Here is a 19,687-nt window from a genome sequence, read left to right on the forward strand (position 1 = left end):
AAACCGAATTCGACTCCGGAGCTTATGACCAAATAAGCAAAGCCTTCACCTTGATTCTGGCCGGGGTAGCAATTTTGTTCGCGGGCGGAAGCCTCGCTGGCGTGGCTCCCAGTATTTGGGTTTTGGTGCTGTGGTCAGGGCTGGTTGTTGTGCTAGGGGTACTGGGCTTCATGGGACTCGGCGCAAGTATCAGTGCAAAGAGCGCGGCCATAGCCGTCTATAAGCATCGCTACCCTTAGGCAGCTTTCACTGTTAGCAGTTCCTTCCAGTGCGTGGTGTAGCGCGGACTCATCATCCCCCGCCGCATCTCCCACGCCGGCCCCCGCTGTAGCCCAGCACGACCTAAACCGATGGACTTCACACCGTGTTCAGAACGGATCTGCTGAATCAACGGGCCAATCTGTTTCGCCTCATGCGCTGACACGAACGGATCAAAAGTTTCCTGCATGGCTAACGGTTGAAGATCCATAACCACCACCCCCGCCCGCGCATATTTCACCCCGACCAATATCTGGGGGAGCAGCTGCTTCGCTGCGCGGGTGAGCACCACCGGATCAGCCGTTGGCCCTGGCAGTTTCACCGTGATCGCTGGCTGGTGATCCTGGTGCTGGTTGTAATAGCTGGTCATCGCCCACGCAGAGAGGACCTTGGCCTGTTTCTGGTGCTTATGCAGCCGTGCCGAGGCTTGCTGCGCATAAATCCCCATCACCTGCTCCATCCCCACCCGATCAGTGATCGGATCGGAGAAGCTACGGGAGAAGATCAACTGATCCTTGATCACCCGTTCTTCCTCCATCGGAATGCAGGGAATCCCGCGCAGCTCTAGCACGGTGCGCATCTGCACAATGGAGAACTTATCCCTGATCCGCACCTCATTCGCATCGCGCAGGTCTTTAGCCGTCCAGATGCCCAACCCGCGCAGCCGCTTGGTCAGCCGCAGGCCGATACCCCACACCTCCACCACCGGCAGACGCGCCAAAAGGTTCTCAGTGGTCTGCGCTGGCGCGCGATCCCACACGCACACCCCACCCAGTTCCTTGAGGTGCTTGGCGGTCTTGTTCGCCATCTTCGCCAACGTCTTGGACTTGGCGATCCCCACGCACACCGGCAACCCGGTCAGCCGGAACACCTCCGCTTTGATCCGCTCACCGAGGGCTTGCAGCTCATCCATCGTGCCGGACACGCCCAGGAACGCCTCGTCAATGGAATAGACCTCCACCCACGCAGAGAAACGGTCTAAAAGCTTCATGACGCGGGCCGACATTTCCCCATACAGCTCGTAATTAGAGGACTTCGCAACCAGCCCGAGGCGCTCAGCGTCGGCCGCGAGCTTGAACCACGGCGCACCCATCTCAACGCCCAGGGATTTGGCTTCGCTGCTGCGCGCGACCGCGCAGCCATCATTATTGGACAGCACGATCACCGGGCGGGCATCGAGTTTCGGGTCAAAGACCCGTTCGCAGGAGACATAGAAGCTATTCACATCCACATGAGCGATGTATTCGCCCCGCAGCTGTGGGTTGGGGGAGTCTATGTTGGTAACCATCGGTATCACTTTCGTTGATATTCGCTAAGAAGAGTTGACCCAATGACACCTATATTGAACCCATGATCTATCTAAGCGAATTGGTTTCTTAAAATATAGAACATAGGTTTGACAGTTTGGCTAAATAAATGGGTAGCCACCTCGAACTCTTCGCGAGGTGCCTACCCATAAGGTGGTTGTTATTTCGTGCTTGAGATTCGGTGAATCCATGGAGGAATCCGAGGGGGACCGGCTGTGGTTCACCGCAGCATCTTCGGGTAACCATCACAGCGACTCGGCCATATCTGGACGGCTCTGGCCTCATCGGAAAAGATTAGTAACCAATACTTTGTCGCCGATTCTGGGTTTACCAAGTGCCGGAGAAGAACTATGCCTAGCTACAGCGACGGTTCAGCAGCAGAATGTCGGTATACACGCTGGTGGGCTGTGTTCAGAGCGAGTGCCACATGCCTGTCCAGGCAGTAGCTGTGGCCATTACATCTTTTGTGCCATTAGATGGGCAACCTGATCTCATTGGCGAACCAGTCCTGCAATTGCGTCACCCAGGAGCCCCACAGGCCGGTGGCCATCAGAATTCCAAGAAGAATCAAGATGCCGCCGCCCGCGCGCATGATCGATAGCTGGTGCCGACGCAGGAACTTCATGGCACCCATTCCGCGTCGCAACCCCACTGCGATGAAAAGGAATGGCAGCCCCAGCCCCATGCAATAGAAGAATGTCAGTAAGGCGCCCTTCGCAGGGTTGGGGTCAAGGCCGGTACTCATTGCCAACACTGCGGCAAGTGTGGGTCCGATACAAGGTGCCCAACCAAGCCCGAAGGTCACACCCAATACCGGGGCACCCCACAAGCCAGCCGGTGGTTTGCGGTGCATCTTCGCGTCGCGTTGCATGAAAGAAAATCCACCCATGAACACAATGCCCATGAAAATCACCAGCACACCGAGAAGCTGAGTGACCCAGGCACCTTCGAACCGCATCCATGCGGCGATTTGAGAAAAGACCACTCCGGCGAGCACGAAGACGGCAGTGAATCCGAGGATGAACAGAGCAATACCCGCGACCATGCGGCCACGTTTCTGCTCGACGAGATCAGCACCAGATAGCCCAGTCACGTAGCCAAGATAACCCGGAACCAAAGGAAGAACGCACGGCGACAGAAACGAGACGAGGCCGGCAAGGACCGCCACGGGAACCGCAAGCAGCAAGGATCCATCTTGGATAACCTCAGCAAAAGGGTTGCTCTGGACCGAAATTGCCAAGGTGGTGGTGAGCGGCAAATTCATCACAGCGACTCCTGAAGGGAGGTATCTATCAGGGCCTTAAGCGTGGCCTTTTCGGCCGCTCCAAGGACACGTGACGCGACCCGTCCCTGTTTGTCGAGCACCAGCGTGGTGGGCACTGCCTGCAATGGGACATATTGGGTCATAGCCAGCCGGATTTCACCTTGGGTGTCTTGCACCGATGGGTATGAGATCCCAAAAATGCGCTCGAAGGCTTGTGCGGCTTCTTTCTCGTCACGGATATTGATGCCGATAAATTCGGCCTTCACTTTAACTAAGGCAGCAAGCATGCCGGCGCGCAAGCAGGTACGCCGTCCCAAGCGCTGTGCTTGGGACTCGCTGAGGGTTTTCATGTTGTCAGACTCCTGAGAGGTTTGCAGAGACGGTTTGTGAGATCGGCGCCGGTTTATACATGGTTGTAGAACTGGATTTATGCACATGCCCATGGTTTCGTGAGCTACTTGACGTAGGAGAATACTCCCATCATGCCGCGTTCCGCATGATAAGCATTGTGGCAATGTGTGAGCCATTGGCCCGGGTTATCGGCATCAAATTGGACGGTGACAGTTTCCCGTGGACGGACAATCACGGTGTCCTTTCGTGCCCCGGACTGCCCGATTTGGAAGGTATGGCCGTGGATGTGCATCGGGTGCCACATGTCGGTGTCGTTGATGAATTTCACTTCCACGCGCTGTCCTTCTTTCAGATCAAAGGTATGCTCAAATGGCTTGGCCATGTCGAAACGATGGCCGTTGATGCCCCAGTCGTAGTTCTCCATTCCGCCGGTCAACCGCAGCTCGTGGACTTGGTCCGGCGTCTTGACCGCAAGATTCACGGAAGGGTCGGCGGTGAGCTGTCCACCGTCAACGATCTCTCCGGTCAAGGCCGTCGGGAGATCACCCTTTCTTGGGGCCGTACCTGTCCCGGTTGCAATGAGACCGTAGGCCATTTGGGCTTTCCCTTCGGCCAAGGCCAACAACGGTGTGAAACCATCTTGGATCGTCAAAAGCGCGTCGATGCGCTCTCCCATGCCCAAGACGACGGCGTCAACCTCAGCGTGAACGACCGGGAATCCATCGGTATGGGTCACGATAAGTTTCTGTTTCGGAACTCCGACCCGGTAGGCAGTGTCGCCCGCGGCGTTGACAATACGCAATCGAACTCGATCCCCGGGTTGTGCCATAAAAACCTCGGGTTTTTCGATGGTGGTGCCGTTGAACAAATGCAACGGATAGGCCACGTCACCGGCATCTCCGCCCAAAAAATCGCTGGTTGCACCCATGAGCATATGGCCCATCACCATGCCGCCGTCTTCGCTACCGTGGCTCATTCCACTCATCGGTGCCATCCCCTTAGCGAGCTCCTTCATCGCTTCATCAGGCGTTCCGGTGACACCATCAAGCCAGTCATCCAAGACGATCACCCACTCCTTGTCGTACTGCAATGGTTCTTGTGGATCATCAATGATCAGAGCGCCATAGAGGGCGCGTTCGCGCTGCATCTCGACGTGGGAGTGATACCAATACGTGCCGGGATGTGCCAGCTTGAAGTCATAGGAATAACTGGTCGCAGTCTCCACTGCCTCCTGTGTGAGTCCAGGCACGCCGTCGGCGTTGTTGCGTAAGGCAAGACCGTGCCAGTGGATGCTGGTGGATTCAGGAAGCTCATTGGTGAGGTTCAGGTTGAGCTGGTCACCGACCATGCCACGTAGTGTGGGGGCGACCAGCTTCTTGTCGTATCCCCATGTAGTGATCTTCTCTCCGGCCATTGCCGTGCTTATCGACTCTGCCTTCAGCGTTTTCGTGACCGTCTTTCCGGTACTGGGGCGCAAGTTTTCGACTTCTGCGATGAGCGGGTCGGTGGGCAGGACTCGGGACACCCCGGTGGAGTTCTGGGCCTTGGGTGCGCAGGCGCTTAGGGCAGCAGCTGCGGTCGTGGCAATGGACAGTCCAAGGAAGGAACGTCGGTTGAATTGGTAAGTCATGAAGCAGTCCTTTATGAAGTGTGAGTCTTGGGGGAGCATAGGAAAATAGAGGATGGCGGCCAGCTCGTGGCACGCAGTCAATCCAACGGATTACGGTTTTTACGCAGCCTCATGCCGCTTTGGTGGTCCGCCGTGTCTGCAATGCCGCTGGCCGCCGTCTGGTATTTCGACTCCTAGCTCTCTGATCTTGGAGGAACACGGTGCCTAAGAGCTAACCTGCGGTGATTAGAGATCGTGACCGACGTTCGGCGGGTCGTTGATCTGGCCGAAGCCTACATTTCCGGTTACTGAAGATAGCGGTGGTAGATACTGGTTGCCATTCCATCCTTGGAGAATCGCTGCTCGACGCATGTCCAACCGTGCTTCTCATAGAATTTACCTGCCCCGTTGGCACCGGCCGCGGTGGCGAGCTCGGCCAACCTAGCATGGTCCGCTGTTGCACGTTTAAGGAATGCGTCCATCAGAAAAACGCCTATTCCTTCACCACGCCGATCTGGCAACACCACAAGTGATGTAATGACAGCAGGCGACGGTATCACTCTGTCGCTGGATACCGGGCTAGCGGTGCGTCCTAGCAGACGACGGGCATAGGGACGTGCGCGGGTGCCCAGAAAATGAAGAAGTACACGTGGCCGGATGGAGAGCGCCGCGAGACCCGAGAGGAGAAGTCCCCACTTCTGGTTGGCAAGTACGTCAGCGATGTGGCGGACTTGGTTGGTCGAGCCAATTAGGAAGCCTATTGGCTGTTCATCGTCACTCACGGCGACAAGGGCAATCCCGAATCGTTCGGTGAGGAACGTTTTCATCCAACGACGTACGAAGTGGTTTCCTAAGTGGGGGAATAATCCATCTGGAAGGTAGCGGATCATGTCCGAGGCCATCCTGCTCAGGTCTTGTTCTGTGGCATCTCTGATGACGACAGGTGAGCCGGTGCCGGGATTCTTTGAGGTTATTCGGCTCATGGGGTTTTCTCGGTGAAAGTCGCTCCGTCGTCCGTGGAGTGTGAGATACCCGTACTGGTGGCCACCCAGATCCGCACCTGTCCGCCATCGTCGCCGGTGGCGGCAATGGCAGCCGGTTGCCCGGTGACGACTCCACCAGTCTCTTGCCAAGTGCGTCCGGCATCGCGGCTGAGCTGCACCGCACCATCCGGTTCCACTCCGACGGCGACCGATTTGCTGGCAACAGCGGTCAGCAGCAGGACCGGAGCGTCTTGGGGTAAGGTCCAGGTTTTCCCGCCATCTTCAGAACGGTGTACTCCTTGTTCGGTGGTGGCCAGCACGACTTGGGACAGCGGGCTTCCGGCGAGATGATAGGGCTGGATGCCGGCATCTATGGTGTTCCATGTGACCGTGTCATCGGTCACCCGCAGTGTGCCGTCAAAACCGATGACGCTCTCGCCGGTGACGGCCAAGGCGTGGAAATCGGATTTGCCTTGAAGAGAGAGCGGTTCCCACGTGGACCCGCCATCAGTTGATCGGATCAAACCCGCCGGGTCGGGCAGACCGGTCTCAGTCGACGGGTGCCCGGAAGCGTAATACTCGTCTTTTCCGGCGGTGGCGAATCCCATCAGGTCAATGGTGGGCCCGATTTTCTGCGGTTCGTCAGCTGTGGCATCGAAGAGTCCCTCATGGGTGGCCAAAAGGATGCGCCCGGAATCCGGGTCAACGCTCATGCCGTGGACGTGGCTGAAGACTGCGACGCTGGCAGCTTCTTGCGCAGCGGGTCCTTCGCTGATTGACTGCGTGCAGCCCGTGAGTAGGGCCATAGAGAGCGCGGCGACGGACAAGACTGCGCGTTTTTGAGCGCGCAAAAGTGAGCTCTGTGTAAGCATGGTGGTTCCTTGAATCAATCAGAAGTGCTGGTCAGATGGGTCAGGGGAGTCGGCACCCTAGGCAGCAGCGGCAACGTGGAGTCTTTAGAGGTCGGCTAGCAGGGTCTTCATGGCCTGAATTTCGGTTCCCTGGCTGGAGACAACATCCTTAGCCAGCTCGACGGCTGCAGGATTCGATCCGTTGGCGACTTCGTCCTCAGCCATAGTGATGGCCCCCTCATGGTGGGCGATCATTTGGGTCAGGAACAACCGCGAAGCTTCGGTGCCCTGGGTGGCCTCGAGGTTGGAAAGGTCCTCCGGGGTCATCATCCCGTCCATCTCATGGCTTCCGGACATCTTCATAGGCTCGCCCCAGGTCTGGAGCCAGTCGTTCATTTTCTTGATTTCCGGCCCCTGGGCGGCTTTGATGTCCTGGGCAAGCTCGGTAACCCGGGGATCCAGGTTTTTCTTGGCCAGCATGATGTCGCTCATCTGGACAGCCTGTTCGTGATGAGGCGTCATCATCTGCGCGAACATGGCATCGGCACTATTGTGGTCGGCTGCAGCATCGGAGGCCGACGGCGGCATGCTGCCATGATCCATGCCGGACATAGTGCTTTCAGGTTCGGTGGTGCCAGCGTCCGTGGAGCATCCGGACAGGACGAGCGCTGCTGCAAGAGCGGTTGCCGAAATGGAAGTCAGGCGTTTCATGTGGGTATTCCTTCAAAGTGTTCTCAAACGGGGTATCCATCAATACCCGGCCAAGACGGCACACAAGGGTGAGCACGAATAGCCGGAGCTCTCCCCGGTATGGGGAAAGCGGCCGGCGTTTTTATGTGCGACTGATAGAGAGTTCGATGAGTGAGGGAGTCCACGGCAACCGGTTTGCCGGTGCAGGCATGACTGGCGGGGCGCGCAGCCCCTTGCCAGGAATAATGAACCAACGCTTAGGAAGAAACCACAAGACGGCCAGGACAATGACCATGAGTACGCACATGGCAGCCATGAGATGATGCTCGCCATTGCATGGCCCGTAGCAGGTACTATCTGCCTCGCCACCGACCGTCCCATCTGTGGCCATTACGGGTGGACCGTGATCGTGGGAGACTGCTTGGTGCGCAGAGGTCGCGCTCAGACCAGCAGTATCTGGCGCTTGGTGGGACGCTCCTAAGACATGCATCCCCAAGATTCCGAGGATGATTCCGGCCAAACCCAGCATAAGAATAACCGGGCGGCGGCCAGCAGGATTGCCCGGCGCAGGGACAAGCAGAGACAGGAAACGACGAGGCGTCATAACCTGATTCATCGCATCCTGCCTTTCCACCAGAGTGAAGGTTTTCATCTCAAGGGTACTGGCGCATCCTGTGCCCGGCAAAAGAAAGCGCTTGAAACTGGTCTAGTGTGATTAATGTATGGTGTCTGGATCGAGATTGATGCGTCGCAGCAATTGGGCGTTGAGCGCGACCACGATGGTGGACAGGGACATCAGGATCGCTGCGATGGCCGGAGAGATCGACACCCCAGCAAACGCCAGTGCTCCGGCAGCCAGCGGGACCGCAATCACGTTATAGCCGGTGGCCCACGCCAGGTTCTGGATCATCTTGCGGTAGCTGGCTCTGGATAGTTCCAGCATAGACATCACCGCCCGCGGGTCGTTGCCGGCCAAGACAACCCCCGCCGATTCTATTGCCACATCGGTGCCGGCACCGATGGCAATGCCAACCTCGGCCCGAGCCAGTGCTGGGGAGTCGTTGACCCCGTCCCCGACCATGGCCACTTTCAGGCCGCGGGCCTGCAGCTCGGCAACCTTCTTATCCTTGTCCTGGGGCAGAACTTGGGCGAAGACCTCGTCGATGCCCAGCTTTCCAGCCACTGCTTCGGCGACCTGCTGCGCATCACCGGTGATCATCGCGACTTTGAGGCCCCGGGACTGCAACGCGGCAACGGCCTGGCGGGAATCGGCGCGGATCTCATCTTCCAAACTCAGGGCACCAATCACTTGCCCAGCACGAACCACGTGGAGTACGGAGGCGCCTCGCTCGACCCAAGGCTGAGTCTGCTCCTGCAGTTCTCGCGGGATCGTCAGGGCTTGGGAGTCAAGCAAGTTCGGTCCGCCGATCATGATGTCGGCTCCATCGACGTTGGCGGTCACGCCACGCCCGGTCAGCGAGGTAAATTCGGTTGCAGTCGGAATCCGGATGTCTCGGGCCCGGGCAGCTGCGACGATAGCCCGGGCCGAGGGATGTTCGCTGTCCGCCTCAACTGCGGCCGCCAGTGCCAGCAAGTCGTTATCGCTGAGACCAGGGGCTGTGGCAATGCCGGTCAGAGCAGGCTGGCCCAGAGTTAGAGTGCCGGTTTTGTCGAAGAGGACCACATCGATGGTGCGCATCCGTTCCAAGGCCATGCGGTTCTTGATCAGCACTCCAGCCCGTGCCGCCCGTTCGGTGGAGATCGCGATGACCAGTGGAATGGCAAGGCCCAGTGCGTGCGGGCAGGCGATGACCAGAACGGTGACGGTGCGGATCACCGCCTCGTTGGGACTGCCCAGGAGCACCCAGGTGAGGAAGGTGATGATGCCGGCGCCCACAGCGAAGTAGAACAGAAAAGCCGCTGCACGGTCCGCTAGCGCTTGGGCTTTCGAGGAGGAGGCCTGGGCCTCAGAGACCAGACGCTGGATTCCGGCTAGAGCGGTATCTGACCCGACGGCTGCCACCTTGATGCGCAGGGAGCTGTCCGTGGCCACAGTGCCGGCCACTACGCTGTCTCCGGGACCTCGCGGTACGGTCTTGGATTCGCCGGTGATCATCGATTCGTCCAGTTCCGCTTGGCCTTCGGTGATTTCCCCGTCAGCAGGCAGCCGGCTACCGGAGCGGACCAGTACGATATCGCCGACGGATAGATCGCTGATTCGTACTGTGTCCGTGCCCTCTGCGGTGACGCGTTCGGCTTCATCAGGTAGCAGTTCTGCCAGAGCATCTAGTGCGCCGCGCGCCGAGCCTAGGGCGCGCATCTCGATCCAGTGGCCCAGAAGCATGATCACTACCAGCAGGGCCAGTTCCCACCAGAAGTCGAGGTTGAAGTTGCCGATGCCTAGCGTGGTGATCCACGAGGAGAGAAAGGCGATAGTGATTGCCAGCGTGATCAGCAGCATCATTCCAGGCTGCTTGCTGCGCAGTTCTTTCCAGCCGCCCTTCAGGAAGGGCAGTCCTCCGTAGAAGAAGATCACCGATCCGAGCACCGGAGCGATCCAGGCGGCGCCGGGGAAGTCCGGGATCTGATAGCCGAAGAGGTGGGCGAACATCGGGCTGAAAATTACCACCGGGATTGAGAGTGCCAGGCTCAGCCAGAACTTATTCTTGAACATCGCGGTACTGTGTCCTGCGTGCTCGCCGTGGCTGTGGACGGCGTGTTCATCGTCAACTGCCGAATGCGCATGGCCAGCCGGCGTCGCCTGGCCATGAGTCGGCTGTTCAGACATCGGGTGTCCCGTGTGACTGTCTTTGGATGCGAGAGTGCGACCCCCGTGTCCAGGGGAGACTGAGTGGCCGTGTTCCCGGTTCTCCGGTGCGTGGTTCATGATGGCTTCCCTCCTGGACCCCCGAGGGCGGCCTCGAATTCTCGTCTGAATACGCCGGCCCTAACACTGGGGGCAACCGCCCGTTAAGTCCCGCGTAGGTTCAGAATATACCCCAAGGGGGTATAAATCGAGTTTTCTGGCAAGACTCATCTGTCCACTCGTGCCCAACAACAGACGATTAGCCGATGGCCGCCAACAGCAGGGCACAAGCTTTTTCGCACCGGCGGCAAGCTTCAGCGCAGACCTGGCAATGCTCGTGCATGCCAGCATGCTTCTCGCATTCGGTGGCACACTGCTGGCAGGCTGTCCGGCAGGCTTCAAGCATTGCCTTGACTGCCGATGGGTTGTGGCCGGTTTGGCGGGTCAGCACGTTGACGGTGGCGTTGCAGATATCGGCGCAGTCGAGATTGGTCCGGATGCAGAGACGCAACTCGGCGACCATGTCTTCGGCCAAGCACGCGTCGGCACACGCGGTACAGCTCTGGGCGCATTCGAAACAGGCGGCGATACAGTCCGCAAGCTTCTGAAGGACCGGGTCATTGGGTTTGTTGGGGTGGGTTTTCAGCATGGAGATGATGTGACTCATTGATTTTGCTCCTTAGTCTCGATGGATACCGCGGACGCTACCACTTTGAGATCGTGAACTGAAGCCTTTAAGCAACTTGTACAGTAGCGCAACAAACACGACCCCGCATGAGCGTCGGATACACAAATTTCAGCGATGGCGCATAGCCGTTTCCTTACCGTTAATGCAGCATCGTTTCCAAGAGTGAGTATGTCTGCTGCCGGGGTATCGGAAAGGTTATGGATCGAGTCCACGAGCAGTACCACCGGTCAGCTTAAGCACCGCCAAGAACCGTAAATCTTGGTGCCGAGGAAGAAGAAATTTGCAACTATATAGCTTCTCGGGTCCAGGGTCCGGTGACTGCATACTTGGAAGCCCAGCGGGAGAAGGAACTGGGCGAGATCATCGCTGCGGAGAATTTGAAGCCGGAAGAAACAGCCCAGTTCATCGATGCTGCGTTCCGTGAGGGAAGCATTCGGGCCTCGGGAACAGCGATCACCAAGGTCTTGCCTCCGGTGTCTCGTTTTTCAAAGGAGAAGAACCATGGGGAGAAGAAACGGCGGGTGGTGCAGCAGCTTGGGGAGTTCTTTGAGAGGTTCTTTGGGTTGGTCTCGAAAAGATAGGGATGGCTGAGGTCGGACGGTGGCGCACTGACCGTCCCATAATCGATCGTTCTTGAAATGATCAGTAAAACCCGGCGACATGTGACTGTTAGCTTCGAATGGCGGCTTTTCACACCAAGAAATGACGTATCGATCGGTACTCATGACATTGACTTCTGGAACTGATGGCGGTGCACTCTTCCACATAGGAACAGTGCACCGCCATCAACAGCTTTAACGATAGCTTTAGGCCAAAACAGTATCGGGTTGTCGGGTCAGTTGTGCCCGGTGAGTACGAGCTGCGCGTAAACCGTTAGCAATCACCACGACCTCGGCTACCTCATGAACGAGCACTACGGCTGCTAATCCCAGCACACCGGTAATTGCCAGCGGTAGCAGAACGATGATGATTGCTAAGGACAAAATGATGTTCTGATTCATGATGGTTCGGCCCCGTCGAGCATGTGACAAAGCCTGCGGGATCAACCTCAGATCATGACCGGTAAAAGCAACATCAGCCGATTCTATGGCCGCATCAGCACCGGTCGCTCCCATCGCAATACCTACCGTGGCAGTAGCCAGAGCGGGGGCATCGTTGATTCCATCACCAATCATCCCTGTTGGAACCTGCTGCACCGACGCAGCGACTTCACGGGCTTTATCTTCGGGGCGCAGCTCTGCGTGGACGGTGTCGATGCCTGCGATAGCAGCCAACGCGTGGGCAGTACGCGCGTTGTCACCGGTCAGCATGAGTACGTCGATTCCCTGATCACGCAGGTGGCGAACCGCTTCAGGTGCTTCGGGGCGCAGTTCATCGCGCACACCGATCACCCCAATGACTTGCCCTGCACAGGTCACCATCACACAGGTTTGTCCCGATGCTTCCATGCTTTCCACGGCAGGTGTGAGTGTTCCCGGGGTGATCCAGCGAGGGCTACCCACCGCGACCGGCTCACCGTTGAGTACACCAGTAATGCCATGTCCAGGTTCTTCAGCAACCTCGGTTGCTTCAGGGATCGGGGATACCACTGAGCTAATGGCCCTAGCCAAGGGGTGGGTGCTGTGTTGTTCCAGAGCTGCGGCCACGTTGAGCACAGCATCCTGGCTCACACCATCAACAGCGTGAACCTGGGTTACCGCTGGCTGATTACGGGTGAGTGTGCCCGTCTTATCTACTGCAATACGGCGCAGTGAACCTAAGCGTTCGAACGCTGCACCACTTTTGATGATGACCCCGAATTTACTGGCAGCACCGATCGCGGAAACAACGGTCACGGGAACAGCGATCGCCAGCGCACACGGTGATGCGGCAACCAGCACAACCAGGGCGCGGGTGATCCAAGTTTCCGGATCGCCAAAAAGTGAACCGATGATGGCTACCAGGACGGCTAGGACGATCACCCCAGGAACAAGCGGGCGGGCAATGCGATCGGCTAGACGAGCTCGCTCACCGCGTTCTGCCTGAGCTTGCTCGACCAGGCTCACCAGCGTAGTCAATGAGTTATCAGTGCCGTTGGCTGAAGCGGTCACTTCTATGGATCCTGAAGTGTTGATTGAACCGGCGGCGACCTGGTCACCTACGGACACGTCCACGGGAATGGATTCACCGGTAATTGCCGAGGTGTCTAGACTGCTAGATCCCTGGCTGATCACCCCGTCAGTAGCTAGGCGTTCTCCTGGCTTCACACGCAGGAGATCACCAATCCGAATCTTTGATGCGCTGACGACGGTGGGCATGCCGCTGCGGATGACCGTTGCTGTTTCTGGAACCAGTTTCAGTAAGGATCGCAGTCCTGACCGTGCTCGGTCCATGGCCTTATCTTCGAGGGCTTCAGCGATGGAGTACAAGAAGGCCAGCGCGGCTGCTTCTTCAACGTAGCCCAGGAAGACCGCACCGACCGCGCTGATGGTCATCAGTAGCCCGATGCCGATTTTCCGTTTCGAGAACAGATTGCGAAGGGCGCCAGGAACAAAGGTATATGCGCCGAGCAGTAGACCGATCCAGAAGAAGACTAGGGCTACTACTTCAGCGGTATCGCTTGAGGTGGTCCATTCAAGGACGAGCCCGGCGAGGAAGGAAATACCAGAGGTGATAGGAATGAGCACATGCCAACCCCGGTACCAGGGCAGTTCTTCCTCGATTTCGTCGGTGGTTTCCGGTGATTCGCAACCGCACGCGGAACTCATGCTTTGTCCTCGACTGTTCCTGAACTATCGGTAGTGCAGTCCGGGCAGGAAGAATCTACACACGGTACTTGGTCATCGACGGCTAAGGTCACATCGACGAGTGCGCTAAGTGCCGTGGTCAGATGTGGGTCGGTGATTTCGTAGCGGGTTTTACGTCCTTCGAGTTTCGCCACGACAATCCCGCACCCTCGCAAGCAGGTCAGGTGATTCGAGACGTTCGTTCGGCTCAGCCCTAAGTTCTCGGCTAACTGCGCAGGGTATCCCGGTTCATGCAGCAAAGACAGGAGGATACGCGAACGTGTGGGGTCGGCCATGGCGCGGCCGAGCCGGTTCATCGCTTCGATCCGTGACTCAATGTTCATCATGTACTGAACTGTACATTATCTAATGTACTGTTTCCAGGGCCTCAAAAACGGTCGTTTATGGGAATGTGAAGACCGCTGGTGAAGAATGACTCTTCACCTGCGGTCTTCTACTTTCTACATGTCCCGATACTGGGGACCGAAACGTCGCTTCTCGTAGACACCAGCGGACGGTTTCTGGGAAGTCTCAAGGCGGTCAGTTTTCGTCGCTGGTTCGTTCATTGAGCCAGATAGCGTGGTCCAGGTGGGTTACTGTTTCGCCGCAGCCGGTGGCTTTGTGGGTTTCGGTGACGATGTGCCGGGCGAGGTCCGAGGTGATTCGCAGGTCTAGCTGGTGCGTGTCTGCGACTCGTTGCACGGCTCTGATGATCCAGGTATCTGGTTTGACATCTCCATGTCCCAGGAGCATGCTGAGGTAGCGGTAAGTGACGTTCCCGAGGCCGTGGACGCTGCTGTAGGCGCGTTCGTGCTCTGCGTTCACGTAGTTGAAGTCTTGGGCAGTGTAGACCGGTGGGGCCAGTTCGGTCAGGTTCTTTGCGACCTGCAGGGCCGCTTGTGCTTTTGAGGTCCCGGATGTCTTTCCCCGGCCAAGGATGGCCTCGATATCTGCTGTGCTGAGTTTGAGCAGTTCGCGCAGATCCTGGGCGGCCTCGGGGTGGGTTTCCTTGAAGGTTTTCAGTCGGGGGAGCAAGCCTTTGCCATGTTTGGTGGTGTATCTGGTTTGGATTGAGTAGATCGCATCGAGGATGGCCATGGGCAGATGGTTGGACCATCCGCCAGCGTAGGCGGTGAGCTGTTCGTCGGTGAGTTTGGCGACGTCGCTGCTGAAGTGTTTGATCAGTTCTGTGTGCAGGTTCTGGGAAGTCATGGTTTTCTCCGTGGTTAGGATGCGGTGTCGGCGACGACGAGTAGGGGCGTTAATGGCATGAGGGTTCGCCAGCGTTCAGGCAAGGCTGCGTAGTGTTCTAGGACGAGGGAGACGATATCTTCGCCAGTGATCAGGCGCAGTCCCGGCCGTTGGCGTTCGAGCGCGAGGGCGTCGCGGCTGTACGCTCCTAGGGTCATGAACACGACTAGTTCGCCGACACCTTGGACACCGATGAGTTGCTGCACTTCGGGAGCGCCAATGGTCGCGGTCTTGTGTTTGCACTGGACTTTGATGAGCGGTGGTTCGACGCCCAAGGGATCTTTGTGGGCGATGACGTCGACGCCACCGTCTTGGGAATAGGCGGTGACTCGGGCTTGGTATCCTAGGGCCCGCAGGAGGTCGGCGGAGAATTCTTCGAACTGGCGGTGGTTGATGCGTTCTTGAAGTGCTTCGAGGACGAAGTCTCGGGTATGGCGTTCGATCCTGGACGCTCGGGGTTCATCGGACGCGTCGTCATCGGGGGTATTGCGGGCCGCAGCTTGTTCGACGACTGCGGTGACTTTTTCCATGTCATCGGTGCGGGTTTTGAGGGCGGCGAGGAATTCGTGCGTGTGCTTGCTGACCTTGAAGAGTGTCAGTGCTGAGCCGATTTCGTAGAGTGCCGGTTGGGTGAAAACGGTGCGGGCGAGACCGGTTTTCTTCCATTGCACTCGTCGGCGATGACGGTGGGTCGACGCTGTCGTGTCGAAGTAGTAGTCGCTGTCCACGACGCCGATATTGATGGTGCTGTCCGGCTTGTACGGGGCGACGATGATGTCGCCAATCTGCATTTCGTCGCGGAAGCGAAGGAGCATCCCGGCCCAGGTCGGGATAGCTTTGTGGCGTTCTTCCGGGGTGATGCGGGCGAGCTCGGCTTTGAGTCCTTCGCGGCCGCCGGGGATCTGCGATAGATCATTGATGGTGTCCCAGCTGAGGCTGACGAAGTTTTCCTCGGTCAGCTCGGTGGTGAGCGTGTCGTTGTGGAGGCCCCATACCTGCATGCGGTGTTCTACTTTCGCGAGTTTAGTTGTTACGTGCCAGCGTAGCTTTAGCCGAGGCGTCGTACGGTGAGGTTGGCTCCCTTTGCCCGGTTGCACGGCCCGCAGAGGATCTGGAGATTTTCTGCGTTGCTGCTTCCACCGCGCGAGACGGGGATGATGTGGTCGTATTGAAGCTCGGACGAGGCGCCGCAATGGCTGCACTGGCCTCCGTCTCTTTGCATGACTAGCAATTTGACCTCATCAGGTATGCCTCGGCGCACCGCTGGCTGGTGTTTCAGATCTTGGAGTGCCACCGCGTTCTCTACTTTCCGTTGCCGCCGCAAACGGGATGCTTCGAGGACTGCGTAGATTTGGCTGGCTTTGAGATCGTCGAGATCGGAATAAATATTGTTTTTGAAGAGCCAGTAGTTTTTACCTTTGACCCGTGCGAGGACTTTCGGCTGTTCTAACTGGCGTGATAGAAGGTGGTCGTATTCTGCTCGGGCGACCTTTCGCAGAAGATAGTCCTTCTTTCCCAACGTGAGGACTAGCTTGCCTGAGGTTCCCCAGAATCCCTTATCGAAACGAATCCGGGCAGTAGGTACCTTATGAACCATGGATGACCCCCATCATGCTTTAAGGCTCTTTGTAGCAGTATATGTTTCCTAGCCGACAAGTTTGGTTTGCTAAGCATGGTGAAGGCAAGAACCTTTTAGGCTGGTTGCTCTCTGATTCTGCGGTAGAGCGTAGCTCTAGACATGCCCATGTCTTTGGCGACCTGGGTTGCTGGTTCGCCAGCCTGGATGAGCTTGGCTGCGGTGCGGATTTGGGATTCTGTAAAGGTTGGGCGCCGGCCGCCGAGATCCCCACCGGTGGTGCGGCGTTTGGTGACCGAGTCGGTGATCCGTTCGCGTTTGATCTCCAGCTCCATTTGGGCGAGGGCTGCCATGACGGTGAAGACCATGGCGCCCATGGGTGTTTTGGTGTCCACATCGCCACCGCCTAGATTCAACACCCGCAATCCGATATTCCGTTCGCGGAGCTCTTCGGCGAGGTCGAGCATTTTCTGGGTGGAGCGCCCGAGACGATCCAAGGTGGTGATCACGAGGGTATCGTCCGGATGCAGTGATTCGAGCGCTTTATCCAGCCCTGGACGTTTGGCAAGTGCTCCGGACTGACCGTGGTCGATATAGAGGTCATCGCGGCGGACCCCGGCGGCGAGAAGATCTTGGATTTGCCGGTCGGTGTCCTGGGCTTTGGTGGATACGCGGGCGTAGCCGATCAGTTTGGTCATCGGTCCTTCAAAAAGTGTCTCGCAACTAATGGTGTTGACATGATTTTACGTGATTGGTTGCGACACATAGTTGCGAGAATTTTGGGCCGTTGAGTTTCCGCGGATTTTTCGCCGGGGGAGTGGTGGGCGATGAGACGTCTTGCAACCTATAGGTTGCAAGACGTCTCTATTGTTCGAAAAGACACTTTGGGAGGAATAGTGATGAGTCTGATCGAGGAGGCGACGATGGCGACCAGACCAATTGCCCCGAAGAGGTTATGCCACCATTTATTGCGCAGATCGCCCATGATGGATGACTTGTTAGCCATGATCACGATCAGTACTCCCAGCAGGGGAGCGATAAGGACGGTTAGGGACTGCGCGATGACGATGAGACCGACTGGTGAGGCTTGGAACGCGAGGGCCACCACTAAACCGAAGCCCAGGATGAGTCCAGTGATGGTTTTTGCCGTGGGCGATCCTGCTTTTGCGCCTCGTCCAAGTGCGTCTGAAAGCATGGTTCCGCCTGCGGTGGCGTTCGCGATCATGGAGGAGAACGCGGCTCCGGAAAGTCCTAGTGCAAAAACGATGGAGCCGATAGGTCCAGCGAGGGGCTCGAAGACGGAAGCGAGTGCGTTGATGGTACCTGCTTCGGCACCGGTCTTGCCCAGCACGGCGGCGGCGACCATGATGACGAGCATTGTCATGATGCCTGGAGCGATAATGCCGGGGATGGTGTCGACGAGGGTGATGTCGCGGTAGTCGGCCCGTGTGCGGCGGTTTTCCTTGATGCCGTATGAGGTGTAGAACGCTGCGTTGATGGAGAAGTTGGTTCCGACTAGAGCTACGACGAGAATTTCACTTCCTGGCGGGAGTTCGGGAACCATGCCCTCCATGGCTCGGTACCAGTCGGGCTGGGCAACGACTGCGCTGGCAATAAAGGCTATGCCCATGAGGACGACGATCACCAAGAGTGCTTTTTCTACGATGCCATAGACATTGCGGAATGCCAGGACGAGAGCTACAGCTGCAGTGCAAACGATGGTCCATAGAACAGGTGATCCTCCGAAGACCATGGACAGGCCGAGGCCTGAACCGACAGCATTGCCGACAGAGAACATGAGGGTAATGCCGAATACGCCGAAGCCTGCTGCAATGCCGACCCAGGTGCCCAGCCGTTCTTTGATGGTTGTGATCAAGGATTTGGGTGTGGCTATACCTAGACGCACGCTCATGTCGGTGAAGAAGATCATGAGGATTGTGGAGATCGCAATCACCCATAGCAAGGTGTAGCCGTAGCGGCTGCCTGCCTGCACGGCGGTGGTGAGGTTGCCGGGGCCGAATTGCCAGGCACCGACGACGAAGGCGGGCCCCATGAGAGCGAGGTAGCCAAGGAAGGTTCGGCGTTTAGTGGGCGTGGGGTTGTTCATTGGAGTTGTACCCTGCAGGTCTCGGGGAGCGGGCGGGTTGGCGGCGACGACGTTGTTCTGCTCGCTCATTGCGAGTCCTCCTTATTTAACACAAGCTTAGGGTGGTCTTCGTTGACCATTGCGACAAGGTGGGAAATGCAAGGGGGTGGTGGCCGTAGCCGCCACCCCCGAAGAGCCCGTGATTAGGCTGAGACCGTTACGTTGCCAAGGTTCGCTGCTTGCAGGGCAAGGGCTATTTCCTTATCTGCGCCTTCGGCAAGGGGGAGCAGCGGCGGACGTACCGTGGCGTGCTCCAGGATTCCACGTGCGACCAGGCCTTCCTTGAGTGCTACGGTGCCTTCCATGTGAGATCCGCGGTGGTACACGTTCTTCGTAACTGGGAGGATACGGTCATGAATGGCGCGGGCTGCAGCGTAGTCCTTGGCCTTCCCGGCAGCAATCAGCTCGACCAGCGGCTCCGGTGCCAGTCCGCCGTAGCCGACGAGTGCTCCGTCGACGTCGAACATGGTGTGCAGCAGGTATTCGTCGTGGCAGGTGAGGATCTGCAGGTCCGGGTAGGTTTCGCGAAGGACCGGGATTTCGGTGTCCCAGCGCTTCATGTTCCGCACGCCGTTCTTGGTTGCGAAGACGCCTTCCTGGCCGGCGATTTCAAGCTGGGTTTCCAAGTCGTAGGTGGCCTTGGTGGCATCTGGGTATTGGAAAAGGATCAACGGAAGGCCGCTGGTCTCGTAGATTTCCTTGTAGCGGGTCTGAGGTGCGCCCTTCTGGTACCCGAAGCGCAACCAGCCATGGGAAGGGTAGACCAGGCCTGCAGAAGCGCCAGCCTCGACAGCTCGCTTGGCTTCCAGTGCGGCAACGGTGTTACCTTCGCCGGTGATTCCGGCAATGATGGGAATTTCGCCATTCACTGCGTTCTTGAACTCTCGAATGACCTGGGCTTGCTCATCCTGGGTCAGAAAGGTTCCTTCGCCAGCGTGGCCGAGCACAACTAGGCCTTTGACACCGTCTACGCTGGCGAGCCATCCGCCCAGCCGGTGGATTGCCTCGACGTCGACGCTGCCATCGCGGTTGAACGGGGTTACTGGTGCGGGAACGAGTCCGCGAAGATCGATGGTCATGAGAACTTCCTCTGCTTGTCGGTATTTCCCGTTATGATGAAAACGATTGCGGGAACGTTTTCA

20 protein-coding genes are annotated in these 19,687 nt (G+C 57.7%); 2 read left to right on the top strand and 18 right to left on the bottom strand.

Annotated elements, in window-relative coordinates; genetic code table 11:
* The coding region (locus AB4Y71_RS17710) for a hypothetical protein (protein WP_441722665.1) at positions 1-239 on the top strand (239 nt) is incomplete at its 5' end.
* Here the strand turns inward: AB4Y71_RS17710 and AB4Y71_RS17715 are convergent.
* The 10 genes from AB4Y71_RS17715 to AB4Y71_RS17760 all read right to left on the bottom strand — a co-directional run bounded on the left by AB4Y71_RS17715 (position 236) and on the right by AB4Y71_RS17760 (position 10,786).
* A complete protein-coding gene (locus AB4Y71_RS17715; RefSeq protein WP_441722668.1) occupies positions 236-1,546 on the bottom strand; it encodes a Y-family DNA polymerase in 1,311 nt (436 codons plus the stop codon). The two genes, AB4Y71_RS17710 and AB4Y71_RS17715, sit on opposite strands and share 4 nt — an antisense overlap.
* Positions 1,547-2,037: 491 nt before the next feature.
* Entirely contained in the window at positions 2,038-2,829 is a 792-nt protein-coding gene (locus AB4Y71_RS17720; protein ID WP_431492703.1) for a cytochrome c biogenesis CcdA family protein, read from the bottom strand.
* On the bottom strand, positions 2,829-3,179 hold the full coding sequence (locus AB4Y71_RS17725) for a TlpA family protein disulfide reductase (RefSeq protein ID WP_202605556.1): 351 nt from the start codon (positions 3,177-3,179) through the stop codon (positions 2,829-2,831). The genes AB4Y71_RS17720 and AB4Y71_RS17725 overlap by 1 nt, the downstream gene beginning before the upstream one ends.
* 104 nt (positions 3,180-3,283) lie before the next feature.
* Complete coding sequence (locus AB4Y71_RS17730) at positions 3,284-4,810, bottom strand: multicopper oxidase family protein (protein ID WP_038992533.1); 1,527 nt, start codon at positions 4,808-4,810, stop codon at positions 3,284-3,286.
* Positions 4,811-5,094: 284 nt separating this feature from the next.
* Positions 5,095-5,772 carry a GNAT family N-acetyltransferase gene (locus AB4Y71_RS17735; RefSeq protein WP_047118363.1) on the bottom strand — a complete coding sequence of 226 codons (678 nt, stop codon included), beginning with the start codon at positions 5,770-5,772 and terminating at the stop codon, positions 5,095-5,097.
* Positions 5,769-6,644 (bottom strand): F510_1955 family glycosylhydrolase, encoded by an 876-nt coding sequence (locus AB4Y71_RS17740; RefSeq protein WP_441722675.1) that lies wholly within the window; start codon positions 6,642-6,644, stop codon positions 5,769-5,771. The genes AB4Y71_RS17735 and AB4Y71_RS17740 overlap by 4 nt, the downstream gene beginning before the upstream one ends.
* 84 nt (positions 6,645-6,728) lie before the next feature.
* Complete coding sequence (locus tag AB4Y71_RS17745) at positions 6,729-7,334, bottom strand: DUF305 domain-containing protein (RefSeq protein WP_013348043.1); 606 nt, start codon at positions 7,332-7,334, stop codon at positions 6,729-6,731.
* A 121-nt stretch (positions 7,335-7,455) separates the two neighbouring features.
* A complete protein-coding gene (locus AB4Y71_RS17750; protein ID WP_441722678.1) occupies positions 7,456-7,965 on the bottom strand; it encodes a DUF6153 family protein in 510 nt (169 codons plus the stop codon).
* Positions 7,966-8,028: 63 nt separating this feature from the next.
* Positions 8,029-10,101, bottom strand: coding sequence for a copper-translocating P-type ATPase (locus AB4Y71_RS17755; protein WP_441722680.1), 2,073 nt, complete (start codon positions 10,099-10,101; stop codon positions 8,029-8,031).
* A gap of 277 nt (positions 10,102-10,378) precedes the next feature.
* A complete protein-coding gene (locus AB4Y71_RS17760) occupies positions 10,379-10,786 on the bottom strand; it encodes a four-helix bundle copper-binding protein (RefSeq protein WP_441722682.1) in 408 nt (135 codons plus the stop codon).
* Positions 10,787-11,121: 335 nt separating this feature from the next.
* On the opposite strand from AB4Y71_RS17760, the gene AB4Y71_RS17765 reads away from it, so the two are divergent.
* Positions 11,122-11,388: a type I restriction endonuclease subunit R, EcoR124 family gene (locus tag AB4Y71_RS17765; protein ID WP_038992385.1), complete on the top strand. Its 267-nt coding sequence runs from the start codon at positions 11,122-11,124 to the stop codon at positions 11,386-11,388.
* Between the two features lie 225 nt (positions 11,389-11,613).
* On the opposite strand, the gene AB4Y71_RS17770 is transcribed toward AB4Y71_RS17765, so the two are convergent.
* The 8 genes from AB4Y71_RS17770 to AB4Y71_RS17805 all read right to left on the bottom strand — a co-directional run bounded on the left by AB4Y71_RS17770 (position 11,614) and on the right by AB4Y71_RS17805 (position 19,624).
* The gene (locus tag AB4Y71_RS17770; protein WP_441722685.1) at positions 11,614-13,554 is read right to left on the bottom strand and encodes a heavy metal translocating P-type ATPase; all 1,941 of its coding nucleotides are present in this window, start codon (positions 13,552-13,554) and stop codon (positions 11,614-11,616) included.
* The gene (cmtR, locus tag AB4Y71_RS17775) at positions 13,551-13,919 is read right to left on the bottom strand and encodes a Cd(II)/Pb(II)-sensing metalloregulatory transcriptional regulator CmtR (RefSeq protein WP_441722688.1); all 369 of its coding nucleotides are present in this window, start codon (positions 13,917-13,919) and stop codon (positions 13,551-13,553) included. Before cmtR ends, AB4Y71_RS17770 begins: the two co-directional genes overlap by 4 nt.
* 193 nt (positions 13,920-14,112) lie before the next feature.
* Positions 14,113-14,784: a hypothetical protein gene (locus tag AB4Y71_RS17780; RefSeq protein WP_441722690.1), complete on the bottom strand. Its 672-nt coding sequence runs from the start codon at positions 14,782-14,784 to the stop codon at positions 14,113-14,115.
* Between the two features lie 14 nt (positions 14,785-14,798).
* Positions 14,799-15,824, bottom strand: coding sequence for a restriction endonuclease (locus tag AB4Y71_RS17785; protein ID WP_441722692.1), 1,026 nt, complete (start codon positions 15,822-15,824; stop codon positions 14,799-14,801).
* Between the two features lie 47 nt (positions 15,825-15,871).
* On the bottom strand, positions 15,872-16,420 hold the full coding sequence (locus AB4Y71_RS17790; protein WP_400343923.1) for an HNH endonuclease: 549 nt from the start codon (positions 16,418-16,420) through the stop codon (positions 15,872-15,874).
* A gap of 95 nt (positions 16,421-16,515) precedes the next feature.
* Positions 16,516-17,097 (bottom strand): recombinase family protein, encoded by a 582-nt coding sequence (locus AB4Y71_RS17795; RefSeq protein WP_441722695.1) that lies wholly within the window; start codon positions 17,095-17,097, stop codon positions 16,516-16,518.
* A 146-nt stretch (positions 17,098-17,243) separates the two neighbouring features.
* Positions 17,244-18,575 carry an Nramp family divalent metal transporter gene (locus AB4Y71_RS17800; RefSeq protein ID WP_441722697.1) on the bottom strand — a complete coding sequence of 444 codons (1,332 nt, stop codon included), beginning with the start codon at positions 18,573-18,575 and terminating at the stop codon, positions 17,244-17,246.
* Between the two features lie 113 nt (positions 18,576-18,688).
* Positions 18,689-19,624: a dihydrodipicolinate synthase family protein gene (locus AB4Y71_RS17805; protein ID WP_441722700.1), complete on the bottom strand. Its 936-nt coding sequence runs from the start codon at positions 19,622-19,624 to the stop codon at positions 18,689-18,691.
* Between the last annotated feature and the right edge of the window lie 63 nt (positions 19,625-19,687).

It is taken from the genome of Glutamicibacter sp. MCAF14 (assembly GCF_052114325.1).
Lineage (GTDB): Bacteria > Actinomycetota > Actinomycetes > Actinomycetales > Micrococcaceae > Glutamicibacter > Glutamicibacter arilaitensis.

Coding starts and splice junctions, on each gene's coding strand:
- AB4Y71_RS17805 (WP_441722700.1), bottom strand. CDS start 19,624: ATGACCATCGATCTTCGCGGACTCGTTCCCGCACCAGTAACCCCGTTC.
- AB4Y71_RS17750 (WP_441722678.1), bottom strand. CDS start 7,965: ATGAAAACCTTCACTCTGGTGGAAAGGCAGGATGCGATGAATCAGGTT.
- AB4Y71_RS17755 (WP_441722680.1), bottom strand. CDS start 10,101: ATGTCTGAACAGCCGACTCATGGCCAGGCGACGCCGGCTGGCCATGCG.
- AB4Y71_RS17800 (WP_441722697.1), bottom strand. CDS start 18,575: ATGAGCGAGCAGAACAACGTCGTCGCCGCCAACCCGCCCGCTCCCCGA.
- AB4Y71_RS17795 (WP_441722695.1), bottom strand. CDS start 17,097: ATGACCAAACTGATCGGCTACGCCCGCGTATCCACCAAAGCCCAGGAC.
- AB4Y71_RS17740 (WP_441722675.1), bottom strand. CDS start 6,644: ATGCTTACACAGAGCTCACTTTTGCGCGCTCAAAAACGCGCAGTCTTG.
- AB4Y71_RS17720 (WP_431492703.1), bottom strand. CDS start 2,829: ATGAATTTGCCGCTCACCACCACCTTGGCAATTTCGGTCCAGAGCAAC.
- AB4Y71_RS17735 (WP_047118363.1), bottom strand. CDS start 5,772: ATGAGCCGAATAACCTCAAAGAATCCCGGCACCGGCTCACCTGTCGTC.
- AB4Y71_RS17730 (WP_038992533.1), bottom strand. CDS start 4,810: ATGACTTACCAATTCAACCGACGTTCCTTCCTTGGACTGTCCATTGCC.
- AB4Y71_RS17745 (WP_013348043.1), bottom strand. CDS start 7,334: ATGAAACGCCTGACTTCCATTTCGGCAACCGCTCTTGCAGCAGCGCTC.
- AB4Y71_RS17715 (WP_441722668.1), bottom strand. CDS start 1,546: ATGGTTACCAACATAGACTCCCCCAACCCACAGCTGCGGGGCGAATAC.
- AB4Y71_RS17790 (WP_400343923.1), bottom strand. CDS start 16,420: ATGGTTCATAAGGTACCTACTGCCCGGATTCGTTTCGATAAGGGATTC.
- AB4Y71_RS17725 (WP_202605556.1), bottom strand. CDS start 3,179: ATGAAAACCCTCAGCGAGTCCCAAGCACAGCGCTTGGGACGGCGTACC.
- cmtR (WP_441722688.1), bottom strand. CDS start 13,919: ATGATGAACATTGAGTCACGGATCGAAGCGATGAACCGGCTCGGCCGC.
- AB4Y71_RS17780 (WP_441722690.1), bottom strand. CDS start 14,784: ATGACTTCCCAGAACCTGCACACAGAACTGATCAAACACTTCAGCAGC.
- AB4Y71_RS17770 (WP_441722685.1), bottom strand. CDS start 13,554: ATGAGTTCCGCGTGCGGTTGCGAATCACCGGAAACCACCGACGAAATC.
- AB4Y71_RS17785 (WP_441722692.1), bottom strand. CDS start 15,824: ATGCAGGTATGGGGCCTCCACAACGACACGCTCACCACCGAGCTGACC.
- AB4Y71_RS17760 (WP_441722682.1), bottom strand. CDS start 10,786: ATGAGTCACATCATCTCCATGCTGAAAACCCACCCCAACAAACCCAAT.